Genomic DNA, 14,691 nt, shown 5'->3' on the forward strand with positions numbered 1-14,691 from the left:
ATCTATAGCGCAAACGTTTGCGTTTGGGTTTTGGTTTGGATTTTGTTTACGTTATGGTGATAGTTGCTATCTTTGTGTGGTTATTGTTAACACGTATCGCTGATTGCCCGCCACCTATGCAATTTGTTCTATGTTTAGTCACTTAACCGCAAATGCAGAGAAAATAGGGGAAAAGGCATTGACGTTCATGGTTGGAGACGTATAATTCCGTCCCGTAACCCAGTGTTACACCAATGATGCGCCCTTAGCTCAGCTGGATAGAGCACGTCCCTTCTAAGGATGTGGTCGTAGGTTCGAATCCTACAGGGCGTGCCATTTCCCCTTTCTTCAAATGCTACTTCTAGCGAATCAATCTACCCGTATCGCAACCTGTTTTTCCTGTACCGCCTTGGTGCTGCTTGGTGCATCCTGCTATTTCGTTCATCAGAAACTGTTTCAGCGCTTGTTGCTCGCGTTCATTAGTCGGTTGCCATGAGGCGATCACTGTTGCCTTGTTCCTTTTCATTGTCTTTTCCTTGTATGCTCTTGGGGAATATTCAACAAGTATCTTAATGAGGGTGGTGGCTACATTTTGTGCTATCCGTCGGTTTATCAAGTTAACCTTAGTGTTAATAGGGTTAATTTCAGGAAGGGTTCAGGTGGTGCAGGAGCTAGGAAGAGAAGATCCTAGTTCTTGTGGAGCAAGAAGAACCTTAGAAGAGCTGATCTTAAGAAAAGCACGCCAGATAGTGGATGTGGGGAAAATGCTGCCTGATTTAATCTAGGATCGAGAAGCTAGGATCCGCTCTATTCTATCACCAAGCTATTTCACTTCCATCCCAATGAAAGAACTTACCGCTGTCTTCAGCCGCTAGGGAGTTTAGGACGCTATAAATTCGTTCAGCGGAAAGTTGTGGTGTATGGAGCTTGTCATCACGAATGTTGAGTTGGAAAGGGGCTGAGAGCGGGGTTTCTGTTGTACCGGGGTGAATAGCCGCGATACAGGCATTAGGAAAGCGTCTTTGCCATTCGATACTGAGGGTTTTGATAAACATGTTCAGAGCCGCCTTGCTCATTCGGTAGCTGTACCATCCACCTGAGCGGTTATCGCTGATAGAGCCGACCATGGCGGATAGGCATAAGAAGCGAAATGGGTCGTCGCGTCTATAGAGCGTGTCGAGGTACTGGGCGGTGGCAATGCTGGTATAGGTATTGGCCTCTATGTTGCCAGCCAGAAAAGCTGGGGTGATCTGCGACAGGCGCTTTTCCGGCATATCGCTTTGTTTACTGTGTAATTGACTGTTACTTTGGCTATCGTTTTGACCATCGTTTTGAGTATAGGTGTGCAGTAGCCCTGAGGCATTGATAGTCCAGTCCGGCCGCCCATATCGCTTGAAAATGCTTGAAATAGCCGAAAGTCCGCCTGAACCCTGCTGGTTAATATCACACACGACAGGGGCAATCTGGCCAGGATAGTCTTGCTGCAGCTGCTCCAATTTTTTCGATGGGCGACGAGACATAGCAGCAACGTGATGGCCTTGGTTCAGCATGTGTTGGGTGAGGGCGAACCCTAAGCCCCCGTTGGCACCGATAATCCAGGTCTTCTTTTTTTCATCACCCATAGTAGCACTCTTTATATAACCTCATGTTTTGTTACGCGTTGCTGCGCATGACAGATCATCGTTAATTTTGAGCAGTGGCATGTATAAAGTTTAAGCGATAAAAAAGCAGCGTTTAGCGGTAAAAAGAGGCAGATAAAGCAGCTGACGGTCAAAAAAACGTAAAAGGAAACGATTTTTTTTGGGTTTTCCCTTGTAAATGGAATTTTTGCCCCTATCTTGTGTGAAAGGTTTGATTGCGGTGCGACCACTCTGTCTCGACGGCAGGGTTGAGGATCGCTATAATACCGCGTTTTTAGTCCCTGGCCGGGTGGGTTTAAGCCCGATAGAAAGCAGGAACTATCAGAATTAAGGCGTTATGGTTTTGGCGTGGTTGCCAGCCATAACACGAAAGGATGCCACCGTCAGTATGACTGATCGGCAACATCACTCAGATAGCACTGAGTAAGTTTTGAGGTTAAATAAAATGCAAGTTACCGTTGAAACCACTGAAGGTCTAGAACGCCATCTAACTATCACAGTTCCAGCTGCAAACATCGAAGACGCTGTAACAGCTGAGCTGAAGAAAATTGCTAAGAATCGTCGTTTCGATGGTTTCCGTCCAGGTAAAGCACCGATCAAAATGGTTGCACGTATGTTCGGCGCTTCTGTTCGCCAGGACATCCTAGGTGAAGTGATGCAGCGTCACTACATCGAAGCTATCGTTAAAGAAAAAATCAATCCAGCAGGCGCGCCTACTTTTACTCCTGTTGAAATGGCTGAAGGCAAAGACCTAGTATTCAAGGCGTCTTTCGAAATCTTCCCAGAAATCGAACTAGCTGGTCTAGAAAACATCACTGTTGAGAAACCAGCAGTAGAAGTTAAAGACGAAGACGTTGAAACTATGCTTGAGACGCTTCGCAAGCAGCAGGCGACTTGGAACGAAGTTGAAGAAGCTGCAGCTGCTGACAGCCGCGTAACTATCGATTTCACTGGCTCTATCGACGGTGAAGAGTTCGAAGGCGGTAAAGCTGAAGGTTTCGCTCTTGCAATGGGCCAGGGCCGCATGATCCCAGGTTTCGAAGACGGCATCGTTGGTAAGAAAGCGGGCGAAGAGTTCTCTCTAGAAGTGACTTTCCCTGAAGACTACCACGCTGAGAACCTAAAAGGTAAAGCAGCGACTTTCGCTATCAAACTACACAAAGTTGAAGCTCAGGAACTTCCAGAGCTAACTGAAGAGTTCGTTGCTAAGTTCGGCGTTGAAGACGGTTCTGTAGAAGGTCTTAAAGCTGAAGTTCGCAAGAACATGGAACGTGAGCTGAAGCAAGCTGTTAAGAACCGTATCAAAGATCAGGTTCTAGACGGTCTAGTTGAGCAGAACGACATCACTGTTCCAGCTGCTCTAATCGATCAAGAAATCAACGTTCTACGCCAGCAGGCTACTCAGCGCTTCGGCGGTGATGCAGCTAACGCTCCTGAGCTTCCACGTGAGCTGTTCGAAGAGCAAGCTAAGCGTCGCGTAGTTGTTGGCCTACTTCTAGGTGAAGTGATCAAGTCTGAAGAGCTAAAAGCTGATGAAGAGCGCGTTAAAGCAATCATCGCTGAAATGGCTTCTGCATACGAAGATCCAACAGAAGTTGTTGCTTACTACGAGAAAAACGAGCAGATGATGAACAACATGCGCAACGTTGCTCTAGAAGAGCAAGCTATCGATGCGCTACTGGCTAAAGCTCAGGTTTCAGAAAAAGAAGTTAGCTTCAACGATCTGATGAACCAGCAGCCAGCTGCATAATTTGCTGAAATTGCTGTAGGGATTTGACTTTACTTCAAATCTTCTGCTAACAATGGTCCGTGTGAGAGTAATTTCATTCGGGCCATTTATTTTAGGGAAATAACGTTATGAGCTACCAAGAAAAAAACGCCATGTCGCCGATTTTGGATGCGCTGGTTCCTATGGTGGTCGAGCAGACTTCTCGTGGTGAACGTTCCTACGACATCTATTCCCGACTACTAAAAGAGCGTGTGATCTTCCTGACCGGTCAGGTTGAAGACCACATGGCCAACCTAGTTGTTGCACAGCTTCTGTTCCTTGAGTCTGAAAACCCTGACAAAGATATCTTCCTATACATCAACTCACCAGGCGGTTCGGTGACTGCGGGTATGTCTATCTACGACACCATGCAGTTTATTAAGCCAAACGTCAGCACGGTATGTATGGGTCAGGCATGCTCAATGGGCGCCTTCCTGCTAGCAGGTGGTGCCAAAGGTAAGCGTTACTGCCTACCGAACTCCCGTGTAATGATTCACCAGCCGCTAGGTGGCTTCCAGGGCCAGGCTTCTGATATCCAGATCCATGCCCAGGAAATCCTGACGATCAAACAGCGCCTGAACGGTTTGCTTGCAGAGCACACCGGCCAGCCACTTGAAGTGGTTGAGCGCGACACTGATCGTGATAACTTTATGTCGGCAGAACAAGCTGTAGAATACGGTTTGGTCGACGCTGTTTTGAGTCAGCGTGACTAAGTTTTTTAGCCTCCGTGCAGCGACTTAGCCGCTTGCACGGAGCAAAAAGACTTGAGTTGTTATACACTCAAAACAAAGGCAATGATGGGGTAAGACCCGAAAAGAGGTTAGCGAATGACAGATAAGCGAAAAGAGAGTGGTAGTGGAAAACTGCTGTACTGCTCTTTCTGCGGTAAAAGTCAGCATGAAGTTCGCAAGCTGATTGCAGGCCCTTCTGTGTATATTTGCGATGAATGTGTTGACCTGTGCAACGACATCATTCGTGAAGAAATCAAAGAAGTGATGCCTAAGCGTGATGGCAATGAGCTTCCGACACCGCAAGAAATTCGTGCAAACCTGGATGAATATGTTATTGGCCAGTCTCATGCGAAGAAAGTACTCGCAGTAGCGGTTTACAACCACTACAAGCGTCTTCGCAATGGCGACACCAATAGTGACGGTGTTGAGCTGGGCAAGAGTAATATCTTGTTGATCGGCCCGACGGGTAGCGGTAAGACGCTACTTGCAGAGACATTGGCTCGCATGCTGGATGTGCCGTTCACTATGGCAGATGCCACCACCCTGACCGAAGCCGGTTATGTGGGTGAGGATGTTGAGAACATCATCCAGAAGCTGCTGCAGAAATGTGATTACGATGTAGCTAAGGCCGAGCGCGGCATTGTTTACATCGATGAGATCGATAAGATCTCACGTAAGTCAGACAACCCATCAATTACCCGCGATGTGTCGGGTGAAGGTGTTCAGCAGGCATTGCTGAAGCTGATTGAAGGTACTGTTGCATCGGTTCCACCGCAAGGTGGCCGCAAGCACCCACAGCAGGAATTCCTGCAAGTGGACACGTCAAAAATCCTGTTCATCTGTGGCGGTGCATTCGCCGGCTTGGACAAGGTGGTTGACCAGCGTGTTGCAACCGGTACAGGCATTGGCTTTGGTGCTGATGTGCGTTCGAAAGATCAGTCTCGTACCCTGAGCGATCTGTTCGAGAAGGTTGAGCCGGAAGATTTGGTCAAATACGGCCTGATCCCTGAGTTCATCGGTCGTCTTCCCGTTACAGCTATTTTGAACGAGCTGGACGAAGACGCACTGGTACAGATCCTGCGTGAGCCGAAGAATGCGCTTACCAAGCAGTATGCGGCACTTCTTGAGCTGGAAAACGTTGAGCTTGAGTTCCGTGACGATGCGCTTGTGGCTATTGCCCGTAAGGCAATGGAGCGTAAGACTGGTGCACGTGGCCTGCGCTCGATTGTTGAGGCGGTACTGCTTGATACTATGTACGAGCTACCTTCAGCAGAAGGCGTTAGCAAGGTTGTGATTGATGAATCAGTAATTAAAGGCGAGTCTGAGCCTCTACTGATTTACGAAAACACTGAAAACCAAGCAGCTGGTGCTGAGTAATTTCTGCGCAGAGCGGTCAAAAAAAGGAGGCAATCGCCTCCTTTTTTATTTTCTGATACATATCCCGTTGAATCTTTTGTCCAAGCCCCCATATACTCTTTAATAAGAGTGAACGGAAGAGAGAATAATATGAACCTGGAGCGTTCGGAACGCCTTGAGATCCCCGTTCTGCCACTTCGTGATGTGGTGGTCTACCCGCATATGGTTATTCCATTGTTTGTAGGCCGGGATAAGTCTATTCGCTGCCTTGAAGCGGCGATGGATGACGACAAACAAATTTTGTTGGTGGCCCAAAAAGAAGCGGCGACTGACGAGCCTGCCATTACCGACCTTTACGATGTCGGTACGGTAGCGACTATCCTACAGCTGCTTAAGCTGCCTGACGGTACGGTGAAGGTTCTGGTAGAAGGCCAGCAGCGTGCCAAGGTAGAAAACCTTCGCGATGATGAGTTCTTCAGTGCCGAGGCTGATTTCTTGGTCACCGAAGAAATGGACGAGCGCGAGCAGGAAGTCCTGGTTCGCACCGCCATCAACCAATTCGAAGGCTTTATCAAGCTCAACAAGAAGATCCCGCCGGAAGTGCTGACTTCGCTAAATGGTATCGATGAGGCAGCGCGCCTGGCCGATACCATTGCTGCCCATATGCCGCTCAAGCTGGCTGACAAGCAGAAAGTGCTGGAGATCGTCGACGTTGTGGAACGCCTAGAGTTCCTGATGGCGATGATGGAGTCTGAGATTGACCTGCTGCAGGTGGAGAAGCGGATCCGCGGCCGTGTCAAGAAGCAGATGGAAAAGAGCCAGCGCGAGTACTACCTCAACGAGCAGATGAAGGCTATCCAGAAAGAACTGGGTGAGCTGGACGATGCGCCGGATGAATTCGAATCTTTGAAGAAGAAAATCGAAGAGTCGAAGATGCCGAAAGAGGCACGCGAGAAGACAGAACAAGAGCTGCAGAAGCTTAAGATGATGTCGCCGATGTCTGCCGAGGCAACGGTTGTGCGTGGCTACATCGATTGGATGCTGAGCGTGCCATGGTTCAAGCGTTCCAAGGTGAAGAAGAACCTTGCCAAGGCAGAAGAAGTACTGAATGCCGACCATTACGGCCTTGAGCGCGTCAAGGAGCGTATCCTTGAGTACTTGGCAGTACAGAGCCGCATCAACAAGCTAAAAGGCCCTATCCTGTGTTTGGTGGGTCCTCCTGGTGTGGGTAAAACCTCTCTGGGCCAGTCGATTGCTGCTGCTACCGGTCGTAAATACACCCGTATGGCATTGGGTGGCGTACGAGACGAAGCGGAAATCCGTGGTCACCGTCGTACCTACATTGGTTCCATGCCGGGTAAGCTGATCCAGAAAATGTCCAAGGTTGAGGTTAAGAACCCGCTGTTCCTGCTTGATGAAATCGACAAGATGTCATCTGATATGCGTGGCGACCCGTCTTCAGCGCTATTGGAAGTGCTGGATCCGGAACAGAATAATGCGTTCAACGACCATTACCTGGAAGTGGATTACGATTTGTCTGATGTCATGTTCGTAGCAACATCGAACTCGATGAACATTCCAGGCCCGCTACTTGACCGTATGGAAGTGATCCGCTTGTCGGGCTACACCGAAGACGAGAAGCTGAACATTGCCAAGCGTCACTTGCTTGAAAAGCAAATCAAGCGTAATGGCTTGAAGCCAAACGAAATTGAAGTGGACGACTCAGCCCTGATCGGCATCATTCGTTACTACACCCGTGAAGCAGGTGTACGTAGCCTTGAGCGTGAAGTGTCCAAGCTGTGCCGTAAAGCCGTGAAAGAAATTCTGCTTAACACTGAAACCAAGAAGGTTGTGATCACTCAAGATAACCTGAAAGAGTACTTGGGTGTTCAGCGTTTTGATTACGGTAAAGCCGAAGAGAATAACCGTATCGGCCAAGTGACAGGCCTTGCATGGACAGAAGTGGGGGGTGACCTACTGACTATCGAAACCGAGTCGATGCCGGGTAAAGGTAAGCTTACCTACACCGGTTCGTTGGGTGATGTGATGCAGGAGTCGATTCAGGCAGCCATGACCGTTGTCCGTACCCGCGCCGAGCGTTTGGGTGTCGCCCCTGACTTCTACGAGAAACGTGATATCCACGTTCACGTACCAGAAGGTGCTACGCCGAAAGATGGCCCGAGTGCTGGTATCGCGATGTGTACTGCGTTGGTTTCTAGCCTGACCGGTAACCCGGTACGTGGCGATGTCGCTATGACAGGTGAAATTACCCTGCGTGGTGAAGTGCTACCAATCGGTGGCCTGAAAGAGAAATTGCTTGCTGCTCACCGTGGTGGTATCAAAACGGTACTGATTCCGAAGGAGAATGAGCGTGATCTGGAAGAGATCCCAGATAACGTGATTGCTGATTTGGAAGTGCGACCAGTACGTTGGATTGATGAAGTGCTGACCGTTGCACTGCAGAATAATCCAACCGGTATCGAGCTGGTAAACGCCCAAAACAGTGACGTGCAGCAAAGTTAAGATATGAAAAAACGCTTTCGGGGATAAAAACCTTGTCAGCGTTTTTTTGTGTGGCTATAAGTGAGTTCTAATTTGCCGTTAGCTCAATAAAATCAATGTCTACACGTGAACTTGGGTTCGGTGTTGATATAATGAAACTGATTCTTTTTATCCGTGATGTAAATTTTGCCATGAAGGCTGCAAGCGGATAACGTTCATAGAGGGGATAGATCGTGAACAAAACTCAACTAGTTGATAAAATCGCTGAAAATGCAGATATTTCTAAAGCATCTGCGGGTCGTGCACTGGATGCATTCATCGACGCGGTATCTGAGAGCCTGAAAGACGGTGATCAGGTTGCGCTTGTTGGCTTCGGCACTTTCTCTGTACGTGAGCGTGCAGCGCGCACTGGCCGCAACCCACAGACTGGCGAAGAAATTCAAATTGCTGCAGCAAAAGTACCTGGCTTTAAAGCAGGTAAAGCGCTTAAAGATTCTGTAAACTAAGCGTTGGGCTTTGCCCGCCGGTTTGTGTGAACAAACGAACATTCAGGTTGTCTTAATGGGCAATCTGGCATGATAAAGGGCGCATCTTGTCGGTGCGCTTTTTTTACTTTGGAAAAAGTGTGAATTTTTCAGGTCTTCGCCTGTTAGCATTCTTCACTAATATCAATACAGGTAAGCTGTGATTTCGAAGTCATCCAGGCTAAACGAGTCTACATTAGGCTTATCACAGGTTGGTATTACCATGCCAAATCGAATAGGTAGGAGATACGGCAAATTATGATGGAGCGTATGCGCGAAGGCGCAAGCAGCATTTGGGTCAAGATTATTCTTGGTCTGATTATTCTTTCTTTTGTTTTTGCAGGGGTAGGTAGCTACCTCGCTGGTGGAACCGAGCAAGTTGCCGCGAAAGTGGACGACCGTGAAATCAGCCAGCGCGAATTCGAAATGGCTTACCAAAATGAGCGCAACCGCATGCAGGCGCAACTGGGCGATTATTTCTCGAGCCTAATGGGCGACCCAGCGTATGTGCAGCAGTTCCGCCGCAGTGTACTAGACCGTATGGTCAACGACCTGCTGATTGAGCAGCGTGCCGACGAGCTGGGCCTACGCATTAGTGATCAGCAAGTGCGCCAGGTTATTTTGTCGATGCCTGAGTTCCAGCGTGATGGTGCTTTTGACAACGACCAGTACAATGCACTGCTTCGCCGCTCAGGCCTGACGCCGGATATGTTTGCAGAGTCTATGCGAACTGACCTGTTGCGCCAGCAATTGCTGTTGGCTATCCAAGGCAGTGATTTTGCTCTGGGTAATGAAGTGACGGCGTTGGCTAAACTAGAGCGTCAGGAGCGTGAAATCCGCACCCTGACTCTTGATGTCGCTGAATTCACCAACAAGGCAGAAGTCACTGACGAAGAAGCGCAAGCTTACTACGAGCAGAACCCACAGCAGTTCACTCGTCCAGACCAAGTCAAAGCGGCTTACATCGAGTTGTCAGGCGCTAACCTGAAAGAGACTCTGAACATCTCTGAAGACGACGCCAAAGCTTACTACGACGAAAACCTGAACAAGTATGGTACCGCCGAGCAACGCCAAGCGAGCCATATCCTGGTGCAGGGCAAAGGTAGCGAAGCCAAAGCAAAAGCTGAAGACCTACTTGCAGAGCTGAACAACGGCGCTGATTTCGCCGAGCTAGCGAAAAGCTCATCTGATGACACGTTCAGTGGCAAAGATGGTGGTCAGCTGGACTGGTTCGAGCGTGGTGTGATGGATCCTGCATTCGAGGAAGCAGCGTTTGCCTTGGGTAAAGGCGAGATATCTGGTGTGGTTGAATCTGATTTCGGCTACCACATCATTAAGCTGGACGATATCAAAGAGCCACAAGTCAAGCCATTCGCTGACGTTCAAGAAGATATCCTTGCAGAACTTCGCGAGCATCGCGCAGCGGAAGCGTTCTACGATCTTCAGACTCAGCTAGCTGAAAAGGCATTCGAGATGCCTGACTCGCTTGAGGATGCGGCGGAAGCGGTAGATGCAACGGTTGAAACAACAGACTTCATCTCTCAGTCTGATGCACCGGGCGTACTGGCTAACCCTGCGGTACAGCAGGCGCTGTTTAGCCCGGAAGTTCGTGAAGATGGCCTGAACTCAGATATTATCGAGATCGGCCCTGAGCATGTGGTTGTTGTACGCGTTGATGACTCTCGTGACGAAATGGTACTGCCGTTCGACGAAGTCTCTGCAAAAGTGAAGCAGCAGCTGTCTGTCGTGAAAGGCGAAGAGGCGGCAAGCGAGAAAGCTGATGAGTTGGTTGCCGCGCTGCGTGATGGCAATACCGACGTATTGGCTGATGAAGGCTTGAGCTTCTCTGAGGCGGAAACCATCAACCGTATGGGTGCTGATCGTCTTGTTGCCCAAGTGGCATTCGGTCTTGCCAAGCCTGAAGCTGGCGCACCGGTTTACGGTGTTACTCGTGATATGGCTGGCAATATGCTAATTATCGCGCTGGACAATGTGGTTGAAGCCGATGTGGATGCGGTTGACCCGCAGATGGCCCAGCAGCTTGAGCAAATGCATGCCCAGCAGGATGTAATGGCGACGCTTGATGTATTGCGAAATGCAGCCAAGGTTTCTTACCCTGTGTTGGATACAACAACAAATTAAGTGTAACTAATACGTTGCTAGACGGGCCGCCACTGTGCGGCCCGTCGTTTTTTTGGAGTCTAGGTAAGTATTAGCTATGTACTGCAGGGTATGGATTCGTCACTCTTTCTCTTAGTTTATAGAAGAGGAAAAGACATGAAGCGATTCATTATGCCTATGGTGTTGGTTAGCGCGCTGGGGGTTGGCCTGGCAGCACCGGCAATGGCAACTAGCGATAGCCATGAAGGAATAGAGATTACTGTTAACATTAATGATGCGAATGCCGAAGAGCTGGATAAGTTATTGCTGGGTATCGGGCCGGATAAAGCTGCCCGGATTATTGAATACCGTGATGCGAATGGGTCTTTTGCCAGCCCTGATGACCTTATCAAAGTGAAGGGTATTGGTGCATCTACGGTTGAAAAAAACCGCGAGCGGATCAAGCTCCAATAATGGCTCCTGCTCTGTCATAAGTTACTTAAAGGAGAGAGGTAAGTTGTTCTCCTTTATTAGGTGAGCTATTAGCACGCACTGAAGGTAAAACGTGGTCTGGCTGGTGTAAAATGGATTTAATAACCATCATCCTTATAAGCCTTAGCTATTTGCTTAGCGGCTTCAAGCGGGAATTTGTATTTTCCTCTTGAACCCACTCTCACAATACCTGTCGGTAGAGAGACATTGATGCGGTTTAAAATTTCAGATTCCAAAGCCATTTTGGTTCTCACTATTAAACAGACTTAGTTCAACAAGGTCGACACCTTTAAGATGCATTTTAAATGAAACTAATTCTCAATTGCAATCTTCTTTTTAACTTGCTCCGCTGCGGCAAAAAGCAAGCCGCCCAAAACACCCGCCAGGTGAGCTTCTACGGCTACTCTAGCGCCAATCAGATCAGCAGAGCTTGCTGACCCCCCTGAAACTTGCTCCCATATAACTTTGGCTATAACAGCGATCAGCAGTACCCAGCCTAGCTTATCTTTCGCTTTGATATCTTGTATTGCCCCCCAGGCAAATAGCCCGTGTAACACACCCGACAGGCCGGCATACCACGTCATAGGGCTTAGCAATAGAGCTGTTCCAATGAAGCCTGCAATGGTTAAGGTCAACAAGCCAAGGCGCAGGCTGGTGAGATAGCGGCGAAAGATGAAGGTAATGATTGCCAAGCCGAGACTGTTCATTATCATGTGTGGCCAATTGGTATGGGTCAGGTTGCCGCTGACCAGCCGCCAAACTTCCCTATTGGCGATCAATGGGCGTTGCCATACCAGCAATGGCTGGATGGCTGGCAGCTGGGCGATAGCCATCATACCGATAATAATGAAAACGAAGATGCGAATAGACAAGGCTACCTCGATGAGTCGATATTGTGAACGGTGCGGAAAAGCAACCAAGGCATGTATTTGCCAGTGGATCCAACAGCTTGATGCTAAAACTGAATTGTGGATTTTACAACACCCATCGGAAGTAAAGCGTGCAATTGGTACAGCGAGGATCCTCACCTTATCGCTGCCCAACGCCAAGCTCTGGGTCGGGGAGGACTTTTCAAAGCATGAGGAAATCAACCAGTTGCTGGCCGAGCCAGGTCGCCAGGCTTGGGTTGTCTATCCAGGAGAGCAGGCGAAGCCTATTTCAAGCCTTGCTGGTGAGGGGGCTGAACAAGCAACTGAGCCAAAGCGTACCCTTATCCTGCTTGACGGCACTTGGAAGAAAGCTTACAAGATGTGGCAGCTGTCATCGAACCTTCAGCAATTACCTACTGTAGCTCTCGACAACGCCGAGCAGGGCAATTACCGCATTCGAAAATCACCCAAATCCCAGGGGGTTTCGACGGTTGAAGCTGGCTACCTCGCCTTAACGGCCTTGGAAGGGGATGACGGCAGATTCGACCCGCTTATTGATGCGTTCAACCAAATGATCGAGTTCCAGATCAAGCAGATGCCGGAAGGGGTGTTTGAGAATAACTACAGAACCTAGATACGAGTTCCTAGATCCTAGGCTCTTTATCTAGGATCTAGGCTCCGCTTTTATCAGTCCCCCCCATGAAACCCTATGCCGGTGGCAGCGGTCGGGTGGAACAGGGTACTGTACAGGCGCTGGGCAAAGCCGTCGGTCATGCCGGAAATATAATCGGCGATGATCCGGTGGGCATTTTCACCACTGTCATTGCATTGGCGCCAGCGCTCGCGGGTGTTCTCCGGCAGTAGGCGCTCGGGATCTGAGGCAAAGGCCTCGAACAGCTCCATTACCAACTGCTGGCCTTTGTACTCCAATAGCTGGATATCCGGTTTGTGGACCACGTATTGGCTGACGAACTGCTTGAGGACTTCCAGTACCTGCTCCATCGGATCTGAAAGGTAAGCGTTCCACTGCAGCAGCAGGTCTTCGAAGCTATCAATGCCATTTTGGATGGTTGGGGCTATCTGGATGGAGGTCAGCAGAGCATTGACCATGGCACCGATAGCATCTTTACGCTGGTGGTGGGTGCCAAACAGCTGATCACTCAACACGCCAATTCGTTCTTCAATCCAAGGCTCACCGCAATCAGCCAGCTTGCTGGCAACTGCTTCCTGCCATTGCTCGCGGGTAACAATCCCCATCACAATCGCATCTTCCAGATCATGGACACCGTAGGCAATATCATCGGCCAGCTCCATGATAGAGCAATCCAACGATTTGAAACGGGTTTTAAGGTGCTCTCTCGGCACTTGGCGCTCACCGCGCATTTGACCAAACAGCTGGCGGTCATGCTCGGACAGTGGTGCTAGCACCCAGTCGAAGGTCTGGCTGTCATCATTGTAAATACCCTTTGCCGGGTACCAATCCTTGGCTTTGAGGTGGCGGAAATGATGAACATCAGCAGGGAGCTCTGTCGCGCGGGTATGGCTGATAAATGCTGGGTATTTCAGTAGCCCGAGCAAGGTGCGGCGTGACAGGTTCATGCCGAACGCTTCAGTATAAGGTTCGAGCAGAGTGACGATCCTGAAGGTCTGGGCATTGCCCTCGAACCCGCCGTGCTCGCGCATCATATAGTTCAGGGCGACTTCTCCACCGTGGCCAAAAGGCGGGTGGCCGATATCGTGTGCCAGGCACAGGCTTTCCATCAGGCTGTTTGAAGGTAGCAAATCGCGAAACTCCGGTTGCTTGATCTTAAGCTGGGCCACAATGCCGGTGCCAATCTGCGAGGCTTCAAGGGAGTGGGTTAGACGGGTGCGGTAGAAGTCATGGTGTCCGGCACCGTGAACCTGGGTTTTTGCCTGGAGCCTGCGAAAAGCGGCAGAGTGCAATATCCTGGCCCGGTCTCGCTGGTAGGCCGAGCGATGGTCGTTACGTCGCATCTTCTGTTCATTGCTTTTGCGCGCTTCCCACTGTTGGCTGAACTCAGGGGAGAGGGAGATAACTGTCATTAGCTGATCTCATCAAGGGTTAAATTGAAGCTGTCGACGAAGGTCTCGAGGAAGTACTGCATTTCCGGGGTAGAGCGGTCATGCAGGGTGTGCTCTAGGTTGTTCTTGGCCGACGTGAACTCATGGTTACCGACATTGAGCTCTTCCAGGCACTTGAGGTACGCACACAGGCTGTCAGCCTGTTTGACGATCGCATAGTCACCTTTGTCTACCTGGTGGCTATCGATAAGCGGGGCGTAATCGTCACGGAACTCTGCTGGCAGCATCGAAAGCAGTTTTTGCTCGGCCGCGAGTTCAATTTTTTTGTACTCTTCGGCAATGGCCGGGTTGTAGTACTTGATCGGGGTGGGCATATCCCCGGTCAGCACTTCACTACAGTCGTGAAACATCGCAAGCAGCGCAATACGCTCCGGGTTGGTGTTGCCACCAAATTTGCGGTTTTTGATCAGGGCAAGGGCATGGGCGACAAACGCGACCTGAAGGCTGTGTTCGGAAATATTTTCAGCTTCGACACAGCGCATCAACGGCCAGCGCTGGATCAGCTTCATTCGGGCAAGGTGAGCAAAAAAATGGCTTTGTTTCATAGCGGTACTTCTTGACGGACAGAACAGGTAATAAAATCAATCACCTTTTAAAGGTATCAGAATTTACCGCTAAGCAAACGAT

At 49.6% G+C, this 14,691-nt stretch carries 14 protein-coding genes and 1 tRNA gene; 9 read left to right on the top strand and 6 right to left on the bottom strand.

The annotated features are described in order from the left end of the window. The first annotated feature begins 238 nt into the window (after positions 1 to 238). A tRNA-Arg gene (locus tag ACXAGQ_RS11485) sits at positions 239 to 315 on the top strand. Between the two features lie 25 nt (positions 316 to 340). Here the strand turns inward: ACXAGQ_RS11485 and ACXAGQ_RS11490 are convergent. Then, a complete protein-coding gene (locus ACXAGQ_RS11490) occupies positions 341 to 505 on the bottom strand; it encodes a hypothetical protein (protein WP_475253994.1) in 165 nt (54 codons plus the stop codon). A 289-nt stretch (positions 506 to 794) separates the two neighbouring features. Then, positions 795 to 1,601, bottom strand: coding sequence for an SDR family NAD(P)-dependent oxidoreductase (locus ACXAGQ_RS11495; RefSeq protein ID WP_475253995.1), 807 nt, complete (start codon positions 1,599 to 1,601; stop codon positions 795 to 797). A gap of 463 nt (positions 1,602 to 2,064) precedes the next feature. Between ACXAGQ_RS11495 and tig the strand changes: the two genes are divergently transcribed. The 7 genes from tig (at position 2,065) to ACXAGQ_RS11530 (ending at position 11,074) form a co-directional block, all read left to right on the top strand. Beyond that, positions 2,065 to 3,369, top strand: a complete 1,305-nt coding sequence (gene tig, locus ACXAGQ_RS11500; protein WP_475253996.1) for a trigger factor — start codon at positions 2,065 to 2,067, stop codon at positions 3,367 to 3,369. Between the two features lie 107 nt (positions 3,370 to 3,476). Continuing rightward, the gene (gene clpP / locus ACXAGQ_RS11505; protein WP_005369103.1) at positions 3,477 to 4,100 is read left to right on the top strand and encodes an ATP-dependent Clp endopeptidase proteolytic subunit ClpP; all 624 of its coding nucleotides are present in this window, start codon (positions 3,477 to 3,479) and stop codon (positions 4,098 to 4,100) included. A 114-nt stretch (positions 4,101 to 4,214) separates the two neighbouring features. After that, the gene (gene clpX, locus ACXAGQ_RS11510; RefSeq protein ID WP_107299112.1) at positions 4,215 to 5,495 is read left to right on the top strand and encodes an ATP-dependent protease ATP-binding subunit ClpX; all 1,281 of its coding nucleotides are present in this window, start codon (positions 4,215 to 4,217) and stop codon (positions 5,493 to 5,495) included. A 129-nt stretch (positions 5,496 to 5,624) separates the two neighbouring features. Then, a complete protein-coding gene (gene lon, locus ACXAGQ_RS11515; RefSeq protein ID WP_475253997.1) occupies positions 5,625 to 7,997 on the top strand; it encodes an endopeptidase La in 2,373 nt (790 codons plus the stop codon). 212 nt (positions 7,998 to 8,209) lie between these two features. Then, positions 8,210 to 8,482 (top strand): nucleoid-associated protein HU-beta, encoded by a 273-nt coding sequence (hupB, locus tag ACXAGQ_RS11520; protein WP_222550121.1) that lies wholly within the window; start codon positions 8,210 to 8,212, stop codon positions 8,480 to 8,482. A 276-nt stretch (positions 8,483 to 8,758) separates the two neighbouring features. Then, positions 8,759 to 10,642, top strand: coding sequence for a peptidylprolyl isomerase (gene ppiD / locus ACXAGQ_RS11525; protein WP_475253998.1), 1,884 nt, complete (start codon positions 8,759 to 8,761; stop codon positions 10,640 to 10,642). Positions 10,643 to 10,777: 135 nt separating this feature from the next. Then, entirely contained in the window at positions 10,778 to 11,074 is a 297-nt protein-coding gene (locus tag ACXAGQ_RS11530; protein WP_475253999.1) for a ComEA family DNA-binding protein, read from the top strand. Between the two features lie 116 nt (positions 11,075 to 11,190). Here the strand turns inward: ACXAGQ_RS11530 and ACXAGQ_RS11535 are convergent, their stop codons facing one another. Together ACXAGQ_RS11535 and rrtA are read right to left on the bottom strand one after the other, a co-directional pair. Next, positions 11,191 to 11,334 (bottom strand): hypothetical protein, encoded by a 144-nt coding sequence (locus ACXAGQ_RS11535; protein WP_475254000.1) that lies wholly within the window; start codon positions 11,332 to 11,334, stop codon positions 11,191 to 11,193. A gap of 69 nt (positions 11,335 to 11,403) precedes the next feature. After that, positions 11,404 to 11,964, bottom strand: coding sequence for a rhombosortase (rrtA, locus tag ACXAGQ_RS11540; protein ID WP_475254001.1), 561 nt, complete (start codon positions 11,962 to 11,964; stop codon positions 11,404 to 11,406). Positions 11,965 to 11,974: 10 nt separating this feature from the next. On the opposite strand from rrtA, the gene ACXAGQ_RS11545 reads away from it, so the two are divergent. Continuing rightward, complete coding sequence (locus tag ACXAGQ_RS11545; RefSeq protein WP_475254002.1) at positions 11,975 to 12,595, top strand: tRNA-uridine aminocarboxypropyltransferase; 621 nt, start codon at positions 11,975 to 11,977, stop codon at positions 12,593 to 12,595. A 53-nt stretch (positions 12,596 to 12,648) separates the two neighbouring features. Here the strand turns inward: ACXAGQ_RS11545 and ACXAGQ_RS11550 are convergent, their stop codons facing one another. Both ACXAGQ_RS11550 and yfbR read right to left on the bottom strand, forming a co-directional pair. After that, the gene (locus tag ACXAGQ_RS11550) at positions 12,649 to 14,025 is read right to left on the bottom strand and encodes an anti-phage deoxyguanosine triphosphatase (protein WP_475254003.1); all 1,377 of its coding nucleotides are present in this window, start codon (positions 14,023 to 14,025) and stop codon (positions 12,649 to 12,651) included. Next, positions 14,025 to 14,609, bottom strand: a complete 585-nt coding sequence (gene yfbR / locus ACXAGQ_RS11555) for a 5'-deoxynucleotidase (protein WP_475254004.1) — start codon at positions 14,607 to 14,609, stop codon at positions 14,025 to 14,027. The genes ACXAGQ_RS11550 and yfbR overlap by 1 nt, the downstream gene beginning before the upstream one ends. Positions 14,610 to 14,691 lie beyond the last annotated feature (82 nt).

The organism is Photobacterium sp. ABD4_091 (assembly GCF_056160145.1).